Source organism: Neorhizobium populisoli, from assembly GCF_019430945.1.
Classification (GTDB): Bacteria; Pseudomonadota; Alphaproteobacteria; order Rhizobiales; family Rhizobiaceae; genus Neorhizobium; species Neorhizobium populisoli.
Map to the genome: position 1 here is coordinate 587311 of NZ_JAHYCB010000001.1, position 20078 is coordinate 607388.

The 20078-nt window shown below is 57.5% G+C and carries 20 protein-coding genes and 3 tRNA genes; 4 read left to right on the forward strand and 19 right to left on the reverse strand.

Going from position 1 to position 20078, the window contains the following annotated elements:
* Position 1: 1 nt before the first annotated feature.
* The 15 genes from nuoK to KX729_RS02970 form a co-directional block, all read right to left on the reverse strand.
* A complete protein-coding gene (gene nuoK / locus KX729_RS02900; RefSeq protein WP_219740920.1) occupies positions 2-310 on the reverse strand; it encodes an NADH-quinone oxidoreductase subunit NuoK in 309 nt (102 codons plus the stop codon).
* A 22-nt stretch (positions 311-332) separates the two neighbouring features.
* Positions 333-947 carry an NADH-quinone oxidoreductase subunit J gene (locus tag KX729_RS02905; protein WP_219740921.1) on the reverse strand — a complete coding sequence of 205 codons (615 nt, stop codon included), beginning with the start codon at positions 945-947 and terminating at the stop codon, positions 333-335.
* Between the two features lie 163 nt (positions 948-1110).
* Positions 1111-1602: an NADH-quinone oxidoreductase subunit NuoI gene (gene nuoI, locus KX729_RS02910; RefSeq protein WP_219740922.1), complete on the reverse strand. Its 492-nt coding sequence runs from the start codon at positions 1600-1602 to the stop codon at positions 1111-1113.
* 52 nt (positions 1603-1654) lie between these two features.
* Positions 1655-2698: an NADH-quinone oxidoreductase subunit NuoH gene (gene nuoH / locus KX729_RS02915; protein ID WP_219740923.1), complete on the reverse strand. Its 1044-nt coding sequence runs from the start codon at positions 2696-2698 to the stop codon at positions 1655-1657.
* Between the two features lie 8 nt (positions 2699-2706).
* Entirely contained in the window at positions 2707-4788 is a 2082-nt protein-coding gene (gene nuoG / locus KX729_RS02920) for an NADH-quinone oxidoreductase subunit NuoG (RefSeq protein ID WP_219740924.1), read from the reverse strand.
* 59 nt (positions 4789-4847) lie between these two features.
* On the reverse strand, positions 4848-5621 hold the full coding sequence (locus KX729_RS02925) for a helix-hairpin-helix domain-containing protein (RefSeq protein WP_219740925.1): 774 nt from the start codon (positions 5619-5621) through the stop codon (positions 4848-4850).
* A gap of 5 nt (positions 5622-5626) precedes the next feature.
* Entirely contained in the window at positions 5627-6931 is a 1305-nt protein-coding gene (gene nuoF / locus KX729_RS02930; RefSeq protein ID WP_025554832.1) for an NADH-quinone oxidoreductase subunit NuoF, read from the reverse strand.
* Positions 6932-6942: 11 nt separating this feature from the next.
* Positions 6943-8058 carry an NADH-quinone oxidoreductase subunit E gene (locus KX729_RS02935; protein WP_219740926.1) on the reverse strand — a complete coding sequence of 372 codons (1116 nt, stop codon included), beginning with the start codon at positions 8056-8058 and terminating at the stop codon, positions 6943-6945.
* A gap of 16 nt (positions 8059-8074) precedes the next feature.
* Complete coding sequence (locus tag KX729_RS02940) at positions 8075-8341, reverse strand: hypothetical protein (protein WP_219740927.1); 267 nt, start codon at positions 8339-8341, stop codon at positions 8075-8077.
* Entirely contained in the window at positions 8341-9531 is a 1191-nt protein-coding gene (locus KX729_RS02945; protein ID WP_219740928.1) for an NADH-quinone oxidoreductase subunit D, read from the reverse strand. The genes KX729_RS02940 and KX729_RS02945 overlap by 1 nt, the downstream gene beginning before the upstream one ends.
* A gap of 77 nt (positions 9532-9608) precedes the next feature.
* Entirely contained in the window at positions 9609-10211 is a 603-nt protein-coding gene (locus tag KX729_RS02950; protein ID WP_219740929.1) for an NADH-quinone oxidoreductase subunit C, read from the reverse strand.
* Between the two features lie 18 nt (positions 10212-10229).
* Positions 10230-10811, reverse strand: a complete 582-nt coding sequence (locus tag KX729_RS02955; protein WP_025554760.1) for a NuoB/complex I 20 kDa subunit family protein — start codon at positions 10809-10811, stop codon at positions 10230-10232.
* Complete coding sequence (locus KX729_RS02960; protein ID WP_025554758.1) at positions 10802-11167, reverse strand: NADH-quinone oxidoreductase subunit A; 366 nt, start codon at positions 11165-11167, stop codon at positions 10802-10804. Before KX729_RS02960 ends, KX729_RS02955 begins: the two co-directional genes overlap by 10 nt.
* 279 nt (positions 11168-11446) lie before the next feature.
* Positions 11447-11523: transfer RNA gene (locus KX729_RS02965), tRNA-Asp, on the reverse strand.
* 63 nt (positions 11524-11586) lie between these two features.
* A tRNA-Asp gene (locus tag KX729_RS02970) sits at positions 11587-11663 on the reverse strand.
* 290 nt (positions 11664-11953) lie between these two features.
* On the opposite strand from KX729_RS02970, the gene KX729_RS02975 reads away from it, so the two are divergent.
* The 4 genes from KX729_RS02975 to KX729_RS02990 all read left to right on the forward strand — a co-directional run bounded on the left by KX729_RS02975 (position 11954) and on the right by KX729_RS02990 (position 16699).
* Positions 11954-12029: transfer RNA gene (locus KX729_RS02975), tRNA-Val, on the forward strand.
* 200 nt (positions 12030-12229) lie between these two features.
* The gene (locus tag KX729_RS02980) at positions 12230-13825 is read left to right on the forward strand and encodes a right-handed parallel beta-helix repeat-containing protein (RefSeq protein WP_219740930.1); all 1596 of its coding nucleotides are present in this window, start codon (positions 12230-12232) and stop codon (positions 13823-13825) included.
* The gene (locus KX729_RS02985) at positions 13774-14409 is read left to right on the forward strand and encodes a hypothetical protein (protein WP_219740931.1); all 636 of its coding nucleotides are present in this window, start codon (positions 13774-13776) and stop codon (positions 14407-14409) included. Before KX729_RS02980 ends, KX729_RS02985 begins: the two co-directional genes overlap by 52 nt.
* Before the next feature lie 340 nt (positions 14410-14749).
* The gene (locus tag KX729_RS02990) at positions 14750-16699 is read left to right on the forward strand and encodes an SGNH/GDSL hydrolase family protein (RefSeq protein ID WP_219740932.1); all 1950 of its coding nucleotides are present in this window, start codon (positions 14750-14752) and stop codon (positions 16697-16699) included.
* A 63-nt stretch (positions 16700-16762) separates the two neighbouring features.
* Here KX729_RS02990 and KX729_RS02995 read toward each other — a convergent pair whose 3' ends face one another.
* The 4 genes from KX729_RS02995 to KX729_RS03010 all read right to left on the reverse strand — a co-directional run bounded on the left by KX729_RS02995 (position 16763) and on the right by KX729_RS03010 (position 20043).
* Positions 16763-17740 (reverse strand): acyltransferase, encoded by a 978-nt coding sequence (locus KX729_RS02995; protein WP_219740933.1) that lies wholly within the window; start codon positions 17738-17740, stop codon positions 16763-16765.
* 70 nt (positions 17741-17810) lie between these two features.
* A complete protein-coding gene (locus tag KX729_RS03000; protein ID WP_219740934.1) occupies positions 17811-18722 on the reverse strand; it encodes a glycosyltransferase family 2 protein in 912 nt (303 codons plus the stop codon).
* Positions 18719-19291 (reverse strand): LbetaH domain-containing protein, encoded by a 573-nt coding sequence (locus tag KX729_RS03005; RefSeq protein ID WP_219740935.1) that lies wholly within the window; start codon positions 19289-19291, stop codon positions 18719-18721. Before KX729_RS03005 ends, KX729_RS03000 begins: the two co-directional genes overlap by 4 nt.
* Complete coding sequence (locus KX729_RS03010; protein ID WP_219740936.1) at positions 19288-20043, reverse strand: glycosyltransferase; 756 nt, start codon at positions 20041-20043, stop codon at positions 19288-19290. Before KX729_RS03010 ends, KX729_RS03005 begins: the two co-directional genes overlap by 4 nt.
* Between the last annotated feature and the right edge of the window lie 35 nt (positions 20044-20078).

Consider the following 20078-nt stretch of genomic DNA (forward strand, 5'->3'; position numbering starts at 1 on the left):
ATCAGCCCTTCATCATATTGACGTCTTCGACCGCGATCGAGCCGCGGTTACGGTAGAAGACGACGAGAATTGCAAGACCGATAGCGGCTTCCGCGGCCGCGACGGTCAGAATGAACAATGCGAAGACCTGCCCGACGATGTCGTTCAGGAAAGACGAGAAGGCCACCATGTTGAGGTTGACCGAGAGCAGGATGAGCTCCACCGACATCAGGATGATGATGACGTTCTTGCGGTTCAGGAAGATGCCGAAGACGCCGATCGTGAACAGGATGGCGCTGAGCGTGAGATAATGGGAAAGACCGATTTCCATTTTTCTGTTCCTTGTAACCGCTTCAGACGCCCTGGCCCGGCTTGACCTTGACCACCTCGACGGCGGTTTCGGGCGTGCGCGCAACCTGTGCAGAAATATCCTGGCGCTTGATGTGCTGACGGTGACGGAGCGTCAGCACGATCGCGCCGATCATCGCCACCAGCAGCACGAGGCCGGCGAGCTGGAAGAAGTAGACATAATTCGTATAGAGCACATCGCCGAGCGCCGCGGTGTTGGTGCGCACCGCCGGGTTCGGGATCGGCATGGTGATCGCCTTGGCGGCCTGCGGCGTCAGCACGCTGCCGCCGACCACGACGACCAGCTCGGCTGCGACAATCAGGCCGATCAGGATGCCGACGGGCGCATATTGCAGCACGCCGGAGCGCAATTCCGCAAAATCGATGTCGAGCATCATGACGACGAAGAGGAAGAGAACCGCGACCGCGCCGATATAAACGACCAACAGTATCATCGCCAGGAACTCGGCGCCCGTCAGCAGGAAGAGGCCCGCCGAGTTGAAGAAGACGAGAATGAGGAAGAGCACCGAGTGGACCGGGTTCTTGGCCGAAATGACCATGAACGCCGACGCCACCGCGACGAACGCGAAGAGATAGAAGAAGATAGCCTGCAGACCCATCGTGGTGCCTTTTCGTCCCTCAACCAGGATCGGGCTTCACAAGCCCTACCCGTCGAAACCCGGCGGAGTGTTACGCACCGGGCATTTCATCCAGATGTCACCGGCACTTCGCTCGCTGACCAAGGGCCAGACTGAAGCAGCACCGGGAAGAATGCGTCCTGCCTCAGCGGTAGGGCGCATCCAGAGCGATATTGCGGGCGATTTCCCGCTCCCAGCGGTCGCCGTTCTCAAGCAGACGCGCTTTGTCAAAATAGAGTTCTTCGCGCGTCTCGGTCGAGAATTCGAAGTTCGGGCCCTCGACGATGGCGTCGACCGGGCACGCTTCCTGGCAGAAGCCGCAATAGATGCACTTCACCATGTCGATATCGTAACGCACCGTGCGGCGGGTGCCGTCATTGCGGCGCGGACCTGCCTCGATGGTGATCGCCTGGGCAGGACAGATCGCCTCGCACAGCTTGCAGGCGATGCAGCGCTCTTCGCCGTTCGGATAACGGCGCAGCGCGTGCTCGCCGCGGAAGCGCGGCGAAACCGGGCCTTTTTCGAACGGGTAGTTGATCGTCGCCTTCTGCTTGAAGAAATAGCGCATCGACAGGAAGAACGCCCCGACGAATTCCTTCAGGAAGACCGAATTGACGGCTGCTGAGAGACTTGCCATCGTTATTCTCCAATGACGCCAGAGGCTTGACGGGAATTGTCAATCGACATTCTCATGCCCATCCCGTCAGCTTCAGCACGAATGCGGTGATGACGACCATGGCGAGCGAGATCGGCAGGAAGACTTTCCAGCCAAGACGCATGAGCTGGTCGTAGCGGTAGCGCGGTACGAAGGCCTTCACCATGGCGAACATGAAGAAGACGAGCAGGCATTTCAGGATGAACCAGATGATGCCCGGTACCCAATTGAGGATCCAGATATCGACCGGCGGCAGCCAGCCACCGAGGAACAGGATGGTGGTCAGCGCGCACATCAGGACGATCGCGGCATATTCACCCAGCATGAACATCATGTACGGGGTGGAGCCGTATTCGACCATGAAACCGGCAACCAGTTCCGATTCCGCTTCCGGAAGGTCGAAGGGCGGGCGGTTGGTTTCAGCCAGTGCCGAGATGAAGAACACCACGAACATCGGGAAGAGCGCCAGCCAGTGCCAGTCGAGGAAGGAGGCCGGCAGGCCGATCATGGTACCGAGACCGTCATGCTGGGCATTGACGATGTCGGTCAGGTTCAGCGAGCCGACGCACAGCAGAACGGTGACGATGACGAAACCGATCGACACTTCATAGGACACCATCTGCGCTGCCGAACGGAGCGCGCCGAGGAACGGGTACTTCGAGTTCGAAGCCCAGCCCCCCATGATGATGCCGTACACTTCGAGCGACGAGATCGCGAAGATGTAGAGGATGCCGACATTGATGTTGGAAATAACCCAGCCATCCGCAACCGGCACGACCGCCCAGGTGGCAAGCGCCAGGGTCACGGCGACCAGCGGAGCGAGCAGGAAAACCGCCTTGTCCGAGCCGGCCGGGATGACAGGCTCCTTGAAGACGAACTTCAGCAAGTCTGCAAAGGACTGGAACAGACCGAAGGGACCGACGACGTTCGGGCCGCGGCGCAGCTGGACGGCTGCCCAGATCTTACGGTCGGCAAGCAGGATATAGGCGATAAAGACGAGCAGGCAGACCAGCAGCAGCAGCGACTGCGCGACCATGATCAGGCCCGGCCAAACGTAGATGGAAAAGAACGAGTCCATGGTCTGAATTACTCCGCCGCAGCCTGGAAATTGTTGCGGGCCAATGCCGAGCACTCCGCCATGACGGCGGATGCGCGAGCGATCGGGTTCGTCAAATAGAAGTCTTTGATCGGCGACGCAAACCCGGTTTTGGTCATGTCACCGGCTTTTTGTCCGAGTGCGGCAATTTCGTTCACCGAGCCGGCTGCAATCTCGTCGATCGCCGCGAAATGCGGGTAGTCAGCGTAAAGCTTTGCACGCAGCGCGGGCAGCGAATCGAAGGGCAGCTTCTTTCCGAGCACGTCGGAAAGTGCGCGCAGGATCGCCCAGTCTTCGCGGGCATCGCCCGGTGCGAAACCGGCGCGGTTGCCCATCTGAACGCGGCCTTCGGTATTGACCCAGGTTCCGGACTTTTCGGTATAGGCCGCACCCGGCAGGATGACGTCGGCATGATGCGCGCCGGCATCGCCGTGGCTGCCGATATAGACGGTGAACTTGGCGCCCTTCTTCGAGAACTCGAGTTCGTCGGCACCGAGCAGGAAGAGAACGTCCATGCCGGAAAGCTGAGCAGCCGCATCGACACCGTTCGCACCCGGCACGAAGCCGAGGTCGAGGCCGCCGACACGCGCTGCTGCGGTATGCAACACGGCGAAACCGTTCCACTCCTCCGTCAGAACGCCCACCGAACCGGCCAACTGGGCAGCGGCAGCGAGGATCGCCGCGCCATTCGGAGACGTCAGAGCCCCCTGCCCCACGATGATCATCGGGTTCTTGGCAGCGCGCAGCTTGTCGACGAAGCCGTTGGCGCCCGAAGCGAGATCGGCAAGCGTATCGGTGCCGGCACCCAGATATTCGTAAGGATAACGCAGTTCGTTGACTTCGCCGATCACGCCGATCGGGAAATTGCCGCGGCGGAAGCGTTTGCGGATGCGGGCGTTGAGGACGGCCGCTTCGAGGCGCGGGTTGGCGCCGATCAGCAGCAGAGCGCCGGCCTGTTCGATGCCTTCGATGGTCGGGTTGAAGAGGTAGCTTGCGCGGCCGAGCGACGGATCAAGCGCCGTCCCGTCCTGGCGACAGTCGAGGTTCTCCGAGCCAAGCGAACGGATCAGTTCCTTCAGCGCGTACATTTCTTCGACGGAAGCAAGATCGCCGGCGATCGCGCCGATTTTGCTGGCAGCAACGCCCGAAACGGCTGCCTTGATAGCGCCGAAGGCTTCACCCCAGGAAGCGGCTGCCAGGCGGCCGTTCTTGCGAACATAAGGACGGTCAAGGCGCTGGGTCTTCAGGCCATCCCAGATGAAGCGGGTCTTGTCGGAGATCCACTCCTCATTCACCTGCTCGTTGACGCGCGGCATGATGCGCATCACTTCGCGGCCGCGGGTATCGACGCGGATCGCCGAGCCGAGCGCGTCCATGACGTCGATCGATTCGGTCTTGTTCAATTCCCACGGGCGAGCCGTGAAGGCGAACGGACGCGAGGTCAGCGCGCCGACCGGGCAAAGGTCGATGACATTGCCCTGCAGCTCGGAGGTCATGGCGTGTTCGAGATAGGTGGTGATCTCGGCATCTTCACCGCGGCCAATCAGGCCGAGTTCGGAAATACCGCCGACTTCGGTGGTGAAGCGGACGCAGCGCGTGCAGTGGATGCAGCGGTTCATCACGGTCTTGACCAGCGGGCCGATATACTTGTCTTCGACGGCGCGCTTGTTTTCAGTGTAGCGCGAGCTGTCGATACCGAAGGCCATCGCCTGGTCCTGCAGGTCGCATTCGCCGCCCTGGTCGCAGATCGGGCAATCCAGCGGATGGTTGATCAGCAGGAATTCCATCACGCCTTCGCGGGCCTTCTTGACCATCGGCGTGTTGGTGAAGACTTCCGGCAATTCGCCGTTCGGGCCGCCGCGGATATCGCGCACGCCCATTGCGCAGGATGCCGCCGGCTTCGGAGGGCCACCCTTTACCTCGATCAAACACATGCGGCAGTTACCCGCCACCGAAAGACGCTCGTGGAAACAAAAGCGCGGAACCTCGGCACCGGCTTCCTCGCACGCCTGGAGCAGCGTGAAATGATCCGGAACTTCGACTTCCCTGCCGTCAACCTTCAGCTTAACCATCGTCTCACTTACGTCCTCAGTTCATCCCTCGAGCCGCGACTCACGGGACATAATCCTTTTTATTTCAACAGAGCTTTCGCCTGGCCGACCCAGTCGTCTCGAACGATGCGCCCTTCGAAACCCAGTTCCTTGTCGAACCGGGCGATATCCTTGTTCGTCCAGGCCGCGATCTTGGCGACGGTAACGCCCTTCTCTTTCAGAAGGCCTTCCAGCTTCGGGCCGATGCCTGAAATTCCCTTCAGGTCGCCGTCAGCCGGTTTTACCGAAACCTTCCTGGTCTTCGCTGCCGCCTTGATGACGGCCTCCGGCGCAGACGCGATGACTGCCTGTAGCGCGGGCTCGACAACCGCCGCCGGCGCAATTCCGGCTGCAAGCTTCGTGGCCTTTTTTGGTTTCGGCTTCACAGCCGCTTCCGGAATGACCATACCCACGGGCTGCACAGTCGCTTTTTGGGCAACCGGCTTACTCGCGGGCTTCGCCTTCGGCAGTTCGACTGCTTCGGCGACCACCTCGGGAGCCTTGGCGGGCTCGGCGACGACCGGCGCTTCAGCCTTGACCGGAGCCACCTCTGCCTCTTTCACAGCGCCCTGACGATTGGCCGTTTCAAGCGCCCCCTGCATCACGCCGAAGAACGCACTTGCCATTTGGTTTGCAAAACCGAAACCGATCGCGGTTGCCGCAGCCATGGCTGCGGCAGGGTTTGCCAGAAGCGGGTTAAGCGACAATGCCTCGGAAAAATACGGCAGGTCGGACATCGGGTTTGCCGGGCGCGCGGGATCGTGCGCCGGACGTTCCGTCGCCTCCGTATCCCGATCTTTGCCCGACTGTACCAATGTCGTTACTCCGCAGCTTCCAGAACGGCGCCATGCGCCGTGGCATTGTGGCTGTACTGATCGATACGTGCTTCGATCTCAGGCCGGAAATTCCGGATGAGACCTTGGATCGGCCAGGCGGCCGCATCACCCAGCGCACAGATGGTGTGACCTTCGATCTGCTTGGTCACCTGCAGCAGCATGTCGATTTCGCGCTTCTGGGCATTGCCCTTCACCATGCGCTCCATGACGCGCCACATCCAGCCGGTGCCTTCGCGGCACGGCGTGCACTGGCCGCAGCTCTCGTGCTTGAAGAAGGCCGACAAGCGGGCGATTGCCTTGATGATGTCGGTCGACTTGTCCATGACGATGATCGCGGCAGTGCCGAACGACGATTTCTTGTCGCGCATGCCGTCGAAGTCCATGATCGCGTCGCCCATGTCCTCGCCCTTGATGACCGGACAGGATGCGCCGCCGGGAATGACGGCGAGCAGATTGTCCCAGCCGCCGCGGATGCCGCCGGCATGCTTGTCGATCAGTTCGCGGAACGGGATGCCCATGGCCTCTTCGACCGTGCAGGGCTTGTTGACGTGGCCCGAGATCATGAAGAGCTTGGTGCCGACATTGTTCGGGCGGCCGATCGAGGAGAACCAGCCAGCTCCGCGACGCAGGATGGTCGGGGCAACGGCGATCGATTCGACGTTGTTGACCGTGGTCGGGCAGCCATAGAGACCCATGTTTGCCGGGAACGGCGGCTTCAGGCGCGGCTGGCCCTTCTTGCCTTCGAGGCTTTCGAGCAGGGCCGTCTCTTCGCCGCAGATATAGGCGCCCGCACCGTGATGCAGGTAGATATCGTAATCCCAGCCGTTCTTGTTGTTCTTGCCGAGAAGGCCGGCATCGTAACATTCGTCGATCGCGGCCTGCAGGGCTTCACGCTCGCGCATGTATTCGCCACGCAGATAGATATAGGCCGTGTGGGCGCCCATCGCGAAACCGGCGATCACGCAGCCTTCGATCAGCGTATGCGGATCGTGGCGCATGATGTCGCGATCCTTGCAGGTGCCCGGCTCCGACTCGTCGGCATTGACGACGAGATAATGCGGGCGACCGTCCGACTCCTTCGGCATGAAGGACCACTTGAGACCGGTCGGGAAGCCTGCGCCGCCACGACCGCGAAGACCGGAAGCCTTCATCTCGTTGATGATCCAGTCACGACCCTTTTCAAGGATGATCTTGGTGCCGTCCCAATGGCCGCGGCTCATCGCGCCTTTCAGGGACTTGTCCTTGAGGCCGTAGATATTGGTGAAAATGCGATCTTGATCCTTAAGCATGTCTCACCCTCTTACCGCGGCTTCTTGCCGAAGACTTTAATGTATTCGGCTTCACCGCCCCTGGCCAGCGCATCAGCTTGCTTGACCCAGTCGTCGCGTTCGATGCGGCCACGGAAATTCAGATAACCATCCGCCCACTCGATCTCGTCCTGCTTCCAGGCTGCAATCTGGGCGAAGGTGAAGATGCCGATATCGTGGAGGATCGACTCAATCTTCGGACCGACGCCGGAGATGAGCTGCAGATCGTCCGGAGTTGCCGGCTTGTCGATGCCCTTTGGGCGGCGAGGATCGTCGAGCGAAGGTTTTTCGGCCTTGGCTGCAGACTTCGTGGCGACCGGCTCGGCTTCGGCAGCCTTGGCGTTTGCCGCGGCAGCAGCCGGAGCGGTTACCGGCGTCTTCAACTTGGGATCGGTCTCGGGAGCCGTGTCCTTCGGACGTGCAGCTTCCGCCGGTGGAACCGGGGCTGCGTCGACGACAGGAGCCGGCTGCGGCTCGAGATTGGTGCGAACCGGCTTGATGTCTTCGAGCAGCGTCGTCGCGCCGCCTTCCGGAGCGGAGAAATCGCGGGCGATCTGCGGACCAGCCTTTACTTCAGCACCCTTGCCGGCTTCGAATGCGTCGATGATTTCTTCCAGGCGTTCCGGCGTCAGGTCCTCATAGGCATCCTTGAAGATGATGACCATCGGTGCGTTGACGCACGCGCCCTGACATTCGACCTCTTCCCACGACAGCGTGCCGTCGGCATTGAGCTCGAACGGGTCGTGATGAATCTTGTGCTGACAGACCTTCATCAGGTCTTCGGCGCCGCGCAGCATGCAGGGGGTGGTGCCGCAAACCTGGATATGGGCGCGGGTACCGACCGGCTTCAGCTGGAACTGGGTATAGAAAGTCGCGACTTCGAGAACACGGATCAACGGCATTTCCAGCCGGTTCGCCACATATTCGATCGCCGCCTTGGTGACCCAGCCATCCTGTTCCTGCGCACGCATCAGGAGCGGGATGACGGCAGACTGCTGCCGGCCTTCCGGATATTTCCTGATCGTTGCATCGGCCCAGACAGCATTCTCTTCATTGAAGCCGAATGCTGCCGGCTGCACCTTGTCTTCGGCTAATCGACGAACGGACATTCTTTTCCACGCCTTATCAGTTTATGGATCCACACCGCGAAGTCGTGAGCGTCACGAATTCGCAGGCATAGGCAGACTTGTCTTTCTGCATGAACACTATGAACTTTGTTCCGTTGGGAACGGATGCCTTGATCTCGTACCCGTCGGACAGAAGATCGCGCATCGACCTTGATCCGCCTGATGCCGTCGAGCCGTTCTGAGGCGATGTGTCCGGAGCCTTCTGCGCGAACGCAGCCGGTGCGGCAACAGCCAGGCCAGCAATGACGGTAACGGCGCGGATCATCAGCGGTCCACCTCACCGAACACGATATCGAGCGAACCGAGGACTGCCGACACGTCCGCCAGCTGGTGGCCGCGACAGATGAAGTCCATGGCCTGGAGGTGGGCATAACCCGGAGCGCGAATCTTGCAGCGATACGGCTTATTGGTGCCATCGGCGACGAGGAAGACGCCGAATTCGCCCTTCGGAGCTTCAACCGCGGCATAAACCTCACCGGCCGGCACGTGATAGCCTTCGGTGTAGAGCTTGAAATGATGGATCAGCGCTTCCATCGAGCGCTTCATCTCGCCACGCTTCGGCGGCACGACCTTGCCGTCCGTCGAGGAGAACGGGCCGGTCTTGGCATCGGAAAGCAGACGGTTGACGCACTGCTTCATGATCTTGCACGCTTCGCGCATCTCGATCATGCGGATCAGGTAACGATCGTAGCAGTCGCCGTTCTTGCCGATCGGGATATCGAATTCGAGATCCGAATAGCACTCGTAAGGCTGCGAACGGCGCAGGTCCCAGGCAGCGCCCGAACCGCGAACCATGACGCCCGAGAAGCCCCAGGCCCATGCGTCTTCCAGCTTCACCACGCCAATATCGACGTTACGCTGCTTGAAGATTCGGTTGCCGGTCAAGAGATCATCGATATCGTCGAGCTTGGACGGGAATTCGTCGCACCACTTGCCGATATCCTCGACCAGTTCATGCGGCAGATCCTGATGAACACCGCCCGGACGAACATAAGCGGCGTGCATGCGGGCACCGCAGGCGCGCTCGTAGAACACCATCAGCTTTTCGCGCTCTTCGAAGCCCCAGAGCGGCGGCGTCAGCGCGCCGACGTCCATGGCCTGGGTCGTGACGTTCAGAAGATGCGACAGGATGCGGCCGATTTCCGAATAAAGCACACGGATCAGCTGGCCGCGGATCGGAATCTGGATGTCGAGAAGCTTTTCGACGGCCAGGGAATAGGCATGCTCCTGGTTCATCGGCGCCACGTAATCGAGGCGGTCGAAATAGGGCAGTGCCTGCAGGTAGGTCTTGGTTTCGATCAGCTTTTCGGTGCCGCGATGCAGCAGGCCGATATGCGGATCGACGCGTTCCACAATTTCGCCGTCCAGTTCCAGGACAAGACGCAACACGCCGTGCGCCGCCGGATGCTGCGGTCCGAAGTTGATATTGAAATTGCGGACGTTATGTTCGGTCATGCTGCTCGCTCCATGCCGGGCGGATCACCGCGCCAAGCGGGAAAGAAGTGCGGTTGGCCGGCGCGATCGCGCCGGTCTCAGGCCTTAGCTTTTTCGTCACCCGGAAGCACGTAATCCGTACCTTCCCAAGGGGACAGGAAATCGAAATTGCGGAATTCCTGACGCAGTTCGACGGGTTCATAGACGACGCGCTTGGCGTTGTCGTCGTAACGAACCTCGACAAAACCAGTCGTCGGAAAGTCCTTGCGCAGCGGGTGACCTTCAAAGCCGTAATCCGTCAAGATGCGGCGAAGGTCCGGGTGGCCGGTGAACAGGATGCCGTACATGTCCCAGGCTTCGCGCTCGAACCAGTCGGCACCCGGATAGATACCGAAAGCCGACGGAACAGGCTCATCCTCGGCGGTCGCCACTTTGACGCGGATGCGCATGTTCTGGCGCGGCGACAGGAGGTGGTAGACGACGTCGAAGCGCTTTGCGCGCGCCGGGTAATCCACACCGCAAATGTCGATGAAGCTGATGAAACCGCATTGCACGTCATCGCGCAGAAAGGTGAGCAACGGAAGCAGGCTCTCGCCGCTCGTCGTCAGCGTCAGCTCGTCATAGGCGAGCACAGCATCATCGACGAGCGCAGGACGCGCTTCACGGATATAGGTCGAAAGCTCAATAAGGGCTTCACTCATCATTTTGTCCTCAAGCCGTCAGCGCTCGATCGTGCCGGTCCGCCGGATTTTCTTCTGCAGCAAAAGCACGCCGTAAAGCAGCGCCTCTGCCGTGGGGGGACAGCCCGGTACGTAGATGTCGATCGGCACGACGCGGTCGCAACCGCGAACGACCGAATAGGAATAGTGGTAATAACCGCCGCCATTGGCGCAGGAACCCATGGAGATAACGTAACGCGGCTCCGGCATCTGGTCATAGACCTTGCGGAGCGCGGGCGCCATCTTGTTGGTCAGCGTGCCAGCGACGATCATCACGTCGGACTGGCGTGGGCTAGCGCGCGGCGCAAAGCCGAAACGCTCGACGTCGTAACGCGGCATGGAGAGCTGCATCATCTCGACTGCGCAGCAGGCAAGACCAAAGGTCATCCACATCAGCGAGCCGGTACGAGCCCAGTTGATCAGCTCGTCGGTGGAGGTGACGAGAAAGCCCTTGTCGGCGAGTTCATTGTTGATCTCGCCGAAGAACGCGTCGTTTTCACCGATCGGACGACCGGTATTGGGATCAATGATACCCTTGGCCTGAGGCGCGACAAGGGTGCTGCCGTTATCGACTACTCCCATTCGAGCGCTCCTTTCTTCCATTCATAGATAAAGCCGATGGTCAGAACACCGAGGAACACCATCATCGACCAGAAACCGAACCAGCCCATGTCACCGAACGAGACAGCCCAAGGGAACAGGAAGGCGACTTCGAGGTCGAAGATGATGAAGAGAATCGAGACCAGATAGAATCGGATATCGAACTTCATACGGGCGTCGTCGAAGGCGTTGAAGCCGCATTCGTAAGCCGACAGCTTTTCCGAATCGGGCGCCTTGTAGGCGACGGCAAACGGCGCCACCAGAAGCGCGATACCGATCACCAAGGAGATTCCGATGAAAATCGCGATCGGGATATAGGAAGTGAGGAGTTCACTCATTGTATTCGATCCCAGCTAGCCTTGAAGCGTCTGGCGACGCTTTCTGAAACCCAATGCACGGGCTAAGCGAACGTGCATTGCAATAATGCCGTGACTAGCGCAGCCCGCGCTGTGGCGCAAGCCTTTTGAACATACCATCCTGTGCCAAAATGGAGCAATTCAAACGATTACGCCAGACCGTATCATCACAAGCACGATAGGTGCGCTTTGCAACGGGCGGAAGACATGCCGATCAACCAGCAATAGGGATCAGCAGACACGGAGGATTTATGAGAAAAATGGCGCGAGTGACGGGGCTCGAACCCGCGACCTCCGGCGTGACAGGCCGGCACTCTAACCGACTGAGCTACACCCGCGCATATTGCCGCATGCGGCAAACCCGACGGCCGAAACCGAAAGGCAGAATTCGAGGAGGAGAATGGCGCGAGTGACGGGGCTCGAACCCGCGACCTCCGGCGTGACAGGCCGGCACTCTAACCGACTGAGCTACACCCGCACTTTTATCTCCAGGACCTTCGCCCTCCGAAGGGCGAACCCTCCGCTCCGGGCGGCCTCGACCGCTCGGTTGGCGGCTTACTAGGAGGTTCGCGTTCGGGTGTCAAGCAGGCTTCAAGACAAAAGAATGACGGCCGGACGCTTTCCACACCCCTGCCCTTGTCACGCCGACGTTCTGTAAGGCTCTCCCCAAAATTTTCAAAAAAACATCATGAAGGCTCTTGCGGTTTTTCCACGATCCGCATAGATCACGGCCACCGACGCGGCGGACGAATGATCCGAAACGCGAACGGGCGATTAGCTCAGTTGGTAGAGCGCCTCGTTTACACCGAGGATGTCGGGAGTTCGAGTCTCTCATCGCCCACCATTTTTCCCTGAATGTCAGATTTGTTTTCTTCACGCATTTCCAGGTATTCTTGGTGATATCTGGCCGTTGTGCGGTCGGAATCCCTACAACTGCAGCCAGACTTTATTGCGTTGCAATGAACTCGCTATAAAGTGCCGTCATGCGCGGCATTTAACTTGCCGTAGCCCACAATTGACGGCGGAACAGCGATGATTTGGCCTATGACCCTCGGAACCTCGAATAAATCTCGCAGCTTTTATTCCGCATTCGTCGCTACGTTTGTCAGCCTTGCCCTTGCGCACCAAGCAGGCGCCGCCGAGCCTTTGGTTTTCTGGGCAAGTGATCCGGTTCAGCCTGGACAGACTGTACAGGTAAGCGGTTCGGGATTCGCAGAAGTCGACAGAGTCGAAGTTTCAAGGCTGGATGATTCTGCTGCCGATCTGAAAAAGTCCGCAGCGACGCAGGCGGAAATATTGGGGAAATCGGAAAATACGCTTTCCTTTGTTCTCCCCGCCCAGTTCCAGACTGGTGTTTTTTCCGTTTCGGCTCAGTCCGGCGCCGATCGCGCCGTTTTTCAAATCAATGCGCCCGACATCTATTGGAGCCAGGGAGACCGCGGGACCGCGGTGACGCCCGGGGGATGGCTGCGTATTTCGGGCCGTAATATCGCAATCAAAGACGGCTCCGTAGCACAATTGACCTCGACCGACGGCAAGGCTACCGAAATCAGGGCCACCACGCCGGATATGTGGTCCGCGACCTATCCCATTCCAGAATCACTCAAGACCGGCGTCTATCAGGTCAAGCTTTGGAACGGCGCGGGCGATCTGTCCGCCTGGCGTGATGCGGGAAAAATTGTCGTGGAGGCGTCTGCGCCCACCGATAGGCCGGTCATGGAGCTTTTTGCCAACCAGCCAGACGCACCGTCCAATAACGATACGGCGCGGATCAATGCGTCCCTCCAGGCGCTGAGCAGACGCGGCGGCGGCACCCTGCTTCTGCACTATGGAGTCTATCGCTTCACGGATTCTCTGACCATTCCCGACGGCGTCAGTTTGAAGGGTGAAGGCTCCGGCCTTGTTACCCTGATCTGGAAGGACGCCGACACGCCTCCCGATTCGCTGATCCAGGGGGTGCGGGATTTTGCAGTCGAAGACCTGACGATCTACGCCCAACGGCATTTCCACATTGTCAAAGGCGGCCTTGATCTGGCGTCCGGCGCAACTGTCGGACAGAACATTACCATTCGAAACGTCATCGTCCGCGCCAGCGCGTTTACCGGTCACCTGCAAAAAGATCAGTTGCGGGAGAGACTTGAGCCGATGCAACGTCACCGACGCGACGGCGTCGTCGGACTTCTGTTGGGCGGCCGCAACATTCGAGTCGAGGGCTGCGATATATTGACGTCGATGCGACCGATCGTTCTGACGCAAACAGCTGGCGCCTATGTCACCAACAATACGTTTCGTAACGGCCGTTTGGGCTGGTACGGAATTTCGGCGCCCGATGGCGTGATTTTTGAGAACAACCGCATCGTTGGCCACGACATGCAAGCGGCTGGTGGAGGAATCAATACATTCGACGGGCCGTTTGCCCGCAATGTCCTGATACGCCACAACAGCTTTGAAACGATACTGGGTTGGGATCGGGAAGCCATGACCTCGGATGGTCCTGGCGGTTACTATCGGGGAGCGGTCACGGTAACGTCCCCCAACACGGTCAAGATAGCGAACCCAGAGGGTTTGGGCACTCGAAAAGACGGCAATTGGACGGGGCCGGTTTTTTTGTGCTGCAAGGGCGCGGTCTGGGCCTATTAGCGCATGTCGTACGGCACCAAGGCGATTCGCTGGAACTGGATCGGGATATCTCCGGTCTGATTGACGAGAAGTCCGTTGTCTCCATCACAAGCATGCAGGAAAACTTCCTCGTCATCGGCAACAGCTTTACCGATACGGGACCTGCCCAGATATTCGGCACTGGCTATAAGCATGTCTTTGCGGAAAACAGCACAGAGCGCAGCAGCGGCCTCGTTGCGACCGCGCTCAATTATTATCAGGCGCAGCCCAATTTCTATATTCAGTTTCTCGACAACAAGATTGCTTCCGTTCCTTTGGTAAGGTCATCAGCAATCGACGCCACCGGGCGGCAGTTCGAAGGCAATACAACCCTGCTTACGCTCGGGATCGTCATCCGTGGCAACCAGTTGCAATCCGGCTCATCAATTATCGTGGACGGCCGATCGCGCCAGTTCCCCGCGGTTCGCAACGTCCTCATTGAAGATAATCAAGTCGAATATAACGACATAGGCGTCAACATCGGATTAGGCGTGGAAGATCTGATATTGCGAAACAATAAATTCAAAAATGTTCAGACGCCTATAAAACGACTGTCCTCCCAATAAGATAGCTTAGACTTTCTCACCTGTTAAAAAATTATCTTTAAGCTGATATCGAGCTCATATCACTCTAAATCATCCCCGCCTGCCAGCCCGTCCCTACAATCGGACATTACGAAGCGCATGCCACGGAAAGACTGCGTCTTCGTTTTGTTTGACAGGAGACCGAAATGGCAGCCCATCTTATTTCAAGCTCTTATTCCCGCGGACGATGCTCAAGTCCGCCGCTCAGTTGCTGGCGAAAGCCCCCAATTCAGCATTTCGGACAGTTGCGACATGAAGAACCTCGCAACATCGGGTGCAATAGCAGCGTAGCCAAGGCGCTAGCTGCTTACCGAATAGCGTCGTGATGCTTCTCTTGGATGTAGGCATCTGCGGTCTTTCTGCTCTGCAACGAGCACAAAGCGCCATTCCCCAGCACATCAATTTCAGTCCCAATGCACCACTGACCTCTGACGCCACAGTCGGCTATGTCGTTGGTGCTTTTTTCACGGAGCCTCCAGTGGATATTACCTATACCCTTACTGACGATCAGAACTCCAACCTAGAAGTCGTCGGCAACGAAATTCGCGTGGGCGGCGACCTCGGTGTCGGAACCTATACGCTGACAGTCATCGCCTCCAACGAAACCGGATGGTCGCAGACGATCACCCAGACGCTCAGTGTCGAAGAGCCCATCCCGTCATGGGTTCCCCGCGATCACCTTGGTGCCCCCGTTCCTTTCGTTCTCGACGCAGAGAACAATCGCGGCTGGTATAACGAGACCGTATATTCATCTGAGACAGATTTCCTGACCACGCCAGGCGTTTCCGGCATACGCACCTCCGGCGTGCGCACGTTCGGCCCTTACGATATCCCCGGCGCTGCGAACGAGTTTCCCGGCGTCGCCGATCTTTCGGCAACGACAGCGCTAACCGCCGTGGGGAGCGGCTCATCCATCGCCTCGGTCGGCGGGGAGCTTGAATTGACGTCGGGTGGTAGCGGCGCTCGCTGGCGCTTCAATCTGCCGCTTTTACGCAAGGCCTATCGTTGGCGTCTCAAGGGCCGGCGCGGGACGAATACGAGCGGTCAGCTCGCCCCGGCATCGGCGCTCAACCTCGGTATGACGGGAGGAATTTATATCGGCGCGAACTTCAATTCGGTCATGGGGGAACAGTCGGTGATCGTACCGTCGGCATCTTCCGGCCAGCGCTACGCCGGCGTCTACCAGGCAAATTCCACGACAGGCACATCATATTTCGACGATGTAGTCCTGACGGAAGTCAAGCCTTTCGCTCAATTCAATCAGGCGGAAGGAACGATCGTTATCGAAGGCATTGCCGATAGCTCAGGTACCGATCAGGTTCTGTTTGAGTTGAGCAATACGCTTACAGGGCAAAGCGGAGATCGCGACTACATTCGCTTTACACGCTCAGCCTCAACCGGCCAGATTTCGGGCTCAGTTTTCGCCTTCCAGACCAATGTCTGGGCGGAGGGCGCGAACATGGCCACGGTCGCAAACGGCGCCCCCATCCGGATTGCGATTGCCTGGAAGGATGCCGTGTTTACCGCGTGCGTGAATGGCAGTGCGCCTTTCGTCAAGACAGGAGCAACGCAGATCGAAAGCTATGCAATTATGCGTTTTGCCGGCAATCTGGCCGGCAATGCATGGAGCGGCTTCCGAAAGGGATGCTATATTCCTCAACAGCAGCCTAACTGGTGGCTACAGCATGCTTCAACCCATTTCGATGCAAGCGACATCTGGGCAGAAGGCGATAGTTATACGGCTGGCGCCAATGGTGTCTCGCTCTCTGGTGCCGTCCGCTCGGATAGCGGCCGTACGGTCATCAATACTGCTGTCGGCGGCTCCACATTGGTACAGGTCCGTGACCGCCTGCTCAGCAGCCCCTCCATCAAAGGGAAACCTCTTATCATCTGGGACGGATCGGCAAACAGCTATACCTCAGTTGCCTATACTTGTGGCTTGATCGACGACATTATCGAATGGCATGGCGACGCAGCCAAGATCATTTTCGTGCCGAGCGTATCGGTGGGGCCGTCGTCGAACGGGATTAAAACGTCCTACACATCCGATATGGAAACCATCCGCGATTACATTGCGGCAAGCGGGGTCCATAGCTTCGATCCTACGCCACTCATGAATGCACTTGCGGCAGGATCTGCTCAGGATCTGAAAGACATTTCGGCCGGAGTCGTCTGCCAGTCGCTGTTACAGGACACCGTCCATCTGACTAATGCCGCAATGGCTGCCGTTGCTGACGAAGTCGTTGCGCTGATTGTTGCAAACGGACTTTAAGGCTCATTCGAAATGACAACGGGCGGCGTCTTCGTCGCCCGTTGTCACCATCCGAGATATCGATCAACGTGCGTGAAAATCTTTCCGAAGCGACGGCATCTCTCCCCTCAGAAGATTAGCGACCACAGGTAAATATCGGTCAATCAGCAATGCAGCACAGATGGAAAAAACGCCGCCGATTAGTACCTGCCAATAGGGCAACGACGCCGTCACCCCCAGAAGGCCAACGAGTATCGCCGTCACCTTCAAGAAAATCGGATGTATTATATAAATCATCAACGAACAATCACGACCAATTTTCACTAGCGGGTCCCAAGCCTGCCTCTGCGTCTCGCTGGCCCAGAGAATGGCCCCGACAGCTATGGCGAGACTGCCCAGTGAATATTGTCGGTCAAATATGCTTGTTTGGATTTTCGAATAAAAAAGCGTCTCTGCGAAGCAGACCAGCACTCCGCTTGCGAGCAAAACTAACGCGCCGGAGGAGTTAGGCCGCCAGCGGCGCCAATCCACCAGCAGAAAACCGACCCACATAAGCGGCCCAGCCATCAGGAAGCGACAAAAACGCGCGATCGGGATATATTTTGGATCGAATGATGAAACTATATCGAAAATGTGAGCCAACAAAATGAAGGTCACAGAGACTACAGTAATATATTTTCTCGAAATCTCCAGTTTAGGGATCAGCAAAAACGTGAGCAGTCCCACGACCAGCGAGCTCAAAAACCATAAATGAAACCACGCTCCGGATAAAATTATCTTCACATCCATTGCAGTAATGCCATCGAAAGCAATTAAAACCGGAATATAAATTACATTTGCCGCAATTAAAATTACGATCAATTTACGTAATCTGTCAGTCGTCACGACCGGCAGACCCGATTCCGATCGTAGGAAATATCCGGTCAGAAGAAAGAAAAATGGTACGGCCCACCGCATGAGAAAACGCAGGAACTCCCCCATATCGGGCGACGGTCGCGCAACGAATGAGACATGTACGAAGATCACGCCGATCGCTGCGAAAAATCGCATGACATCCAGCATCGCCAGTCTTCTATGGCTGCTCGTTAGCGTCATTTTATCTCCAGACTCGACGGGAATCAGGCCAGACGCCCTACAGCTTAAGCTTCGTCAGGCGTGCGAGTTCGGTTCGCTTTTCTTCGGCTGTCGGCAAATGTCGGATCGCTTTATCAAACTCCAGTACCTTTGCGCCAACAAGGAAACGATACCAATAACCCTGCAAAAAATGATAGATGAGGCCTTCTCGTCCGTCTAAAAAACCAAGCTGAAAAATATACCGGTACAAAAAATAGGCCAGACTTGAGGCCGGAAACGGGATTTTATTATAAACCCTCTCCTTGACAAATCGCTTCAGTGATGCCTGTAACGAAGATGTCTCACTTTTCAACGAAACGTCTTCAGAAAACAGACTATAACGCCGATTGAGGACATCGACGGCTTCGCGAGCCGCATACTTGTTATGCTTGTCGGTAAAGAAACCCAGATCATTCAGGTTATGGTCGGAAAACGGAGCGTCGAAGAGTACCGTACGGCCTCCCCAGACCAGAATATGTTCATCCATCCACCGGTCTTCCACGCGTCCCTGCCCCTTGCGCCAAATGCGTGTTAGGATGAGCGGGTACCGCCCGCCATGTCGGACCCATCGATCAAGGAAGATGTGTTTGCGCTTTAAATTGACTCCGGCAACATCGGCTCCGAGAGCAGGCAATTTATCTCTAATCTCCGAAGCCAATTCGGATTCGATCACCTCGTCCGCGTCAAGTCGCATGACCCATTCAGCGGTGATGGCAGCGTTATCAAGACCCCATTGGAATTGTTTTGCCTGGTTCACGAATGGGTTCTGAAGGACGACAGCGCCAAGCGAAGCGGCGATCTCGACAGTGCGGTCCGATGAAAACGAATCTACGACGAAGATTTCGGCCGCGATTGTGCGGACGCTCTCGATAGCTCGCGCGATATGCTGCTCTTCGTTATAAGTGAGAATGACAACAGCGAGATTGCTCAAGCGGCCGCTCCGTTGATCATGCGCTTCCTGATGGGCTTAGCTGGGCTGCCGGCATAAACCGTAAATGGCTCCAGGTTCTTGAATGCCACGGCGCGGGCACCAAGTACTGCGCCTTCCCCTATCGTCACACCTGGACCGACAAATGCTTCCGCAGCGACCCAGGCATTTGCCTTGATCGTGATTGGCTTCACGATGAGCTGAAAATTTGGATCGTCGATATCGTGCGTACCTCCACAAAGGTAGGCGCCCTGAGAGACAAGCGCATAAGCGGCTATCTCGATACGATCCATGCAATAGCAATTCACCTCCGGAGCGAGGCAGGAATATTCTGCCATTTTAAGATTGCGGGGATACCAAACGCGAACATTTGGATAAATCTTTGCCGTTCGGTGGATATCAGCTCCGAAAGCGTTCAAGAGAAACCGCCGCCAGCCGTAAAGAGGTACCGGCGTCCAAACGGCAAGCATGGTCCAAGCAAGATTCCAGGCGAATCTTATCAACCGATGCCGTTTGGAGAAACTGGGGCCTCCATCACGCGGCTTCGATTGTTTGTGGTCAAGCGGTGTCATTGCCGGACATCTCTCACTCGTTGTGAAGTAATCTCCATCGAGCCCGTACTTTCTCGATAGAGCGCCAGCAGCGCATCTCCGACCTTCTGCCTAGAATATAACTCCCGGACAATCTCCGCTCCACGGGCACCCATCCGATCTCGATCAACAAGGCTCATGCGGCTTGCCTCAAAAAGGCTTGCGACGATCTCATGGCGATTGAACCCGGTTTCTAACGCCGCCTCACGGCTAAATCCCACAGAGAGGTTGCACTCCGGTGTCATGATTACCGGGATGCCCGCACTCCATGCTTCCAATATTGCTACAGGCAGCCCTTCACTTTTCGAAGGGAGAACAAAAAACGAAGCGGCAGCAAGCGTTCGGCTTTTTTCCTCGCCATATTGGGGGCCGGCAAAAAAAACGTTGCCGAATTGCACATTCACTTGCTCCAGATGCGCCTCAAACCCGGTCAAGCCATCTATCCAACCGCAGAACACAAGCACTGAACCCTGCGCAAATTCGCTGTTACTCTGGCATAGATCTGCCCAAGCATCTAAGAACTCGATACATCCCTTTTTCTCGTGAATGCGCCCCAAAAATACATAGGTCGTTTTACCTTCAAACGAGGAACGCCACCATGACGGTCGTTCCGAATCCTTTGAAAAGGGCATCACGTAATTGGGGATTTCTTTGACAATCTGGGACTTGGAATAATGCGCGACAGCGCTGCGTTCTTTTTCCGTCAGAATTTGAAGCGCTGCAGCGCGTTTCAAAAAACGATCCTGATAGAGCCACGATATTAGCTTCT

Excerpts from the sequence above, each read along its gene's own strand:
- nuoK (WP_219740920.1), bottom strand. The coding sequence starts at position 310 with ATGGAAATCGGTCTTTCCCATTATCTCACGCTCAGCGCCATCCTGTTC.
- KX729_RS02905 (WP_219740921.1), bottom strand. The coding sequence starts at position 947 with ATGGGTCTGCAGGCTATCTTCTTCTATCTCTTCGCGTTCGTCGCGGTG.
- nuoI (WP_219740922.1), bottom strand. The coding sequence starts at position 1,602 with ATGGCAAGTCTCTCAGCAGCCGTCAATTCGGTCTTCCTGAAGGAATTC.
- nuoH (WP_219740923.1), bottom strand. The coding sequence starts at position 2,698 with ATGGACTCGTTCTTTTCCATCTACGTTTGGCCGGGCCTGATCATGGTC.
- nuoG (WP_219740924.1), bottom strand. The coding sequence starts at position 4,788 with ATGGTTAAGCTGAAGGTTGACGGCAGGGAAGTCGAAGTTCCGGATCAT.
- nuoF (WP_025554832.1), bottom strand. The coding sequence starts at position 6,931 with ATGCTTAAGGATCAAGATCGCATTTTCACCAATATCTACGGCCTCAAG.
- KX729_RS02935 (WP_219740926.1), bottom strand. The coding sequence starts at position 8,058 with ATGTCCGTTCGTCGATTAGCCGAAGACAAGGTGCAGCCGGCAGCATTC.
- KX729_RS02940 (WP_219740927.1), bottom strand. The coding sequence starts at position 8,341 with ATGATCCGCGCCGTTACCGTCATTGCTGGCCTGGCTGTTGCCGCACCG.
- KX729_RS02945 (WP_219740928.1), bottom strand. The coding sequence starts at position 9,531 with ATGACCGAACATAACGTCCGCAATTTCAATATCAACTTCGGACCGCAG.
- KX729_RS02950 (WP_219740929.1), bottom strand. The coding sequence starts at position 10,211 with ATGAGTGAAGCCCTTATTGAGCTTTCGACCTATATCCGTGAAGCGCGT.
- KX729_RS02955 (WP_025554760.1), bottom strand. The coding sequence starts at position 10,811 with ATGGGAGTAGTCGATAACGGCAGCACCCTTGTCGCGCCTCAGGCCAAG.
- KX729_RS02960 (WP_025554758.1), bottom strand. The coding sequence starts at position 11,167 with ATGAGTGAACTCCTCACTTCCTATATCCCGATCGCGATTTTCATCGGA.
- KX729_RS02980 (WP_219740930.1), top strand. The coding sequence starts at position 12,230 with ATGACCCTCGGAACCTCGAATAAATCTCGCAGCTTTTATTCCGCATTC.
- KX729_RS02995 (WP_219740933.1), bottom strand. The coding sequence starts at position 17,740 with ATGCTGGATGTCATGCGATTTTTCGCAGCGATCGGCGTGATCTTCGTA.
- KX729_RS03005 (WP_219740935.1), bottom strand. The coding sequence starts at position 19,291 with ATGACACCGCTTGACCACAAACAATCGAAGCCGCGTGATGGAGGCCCC.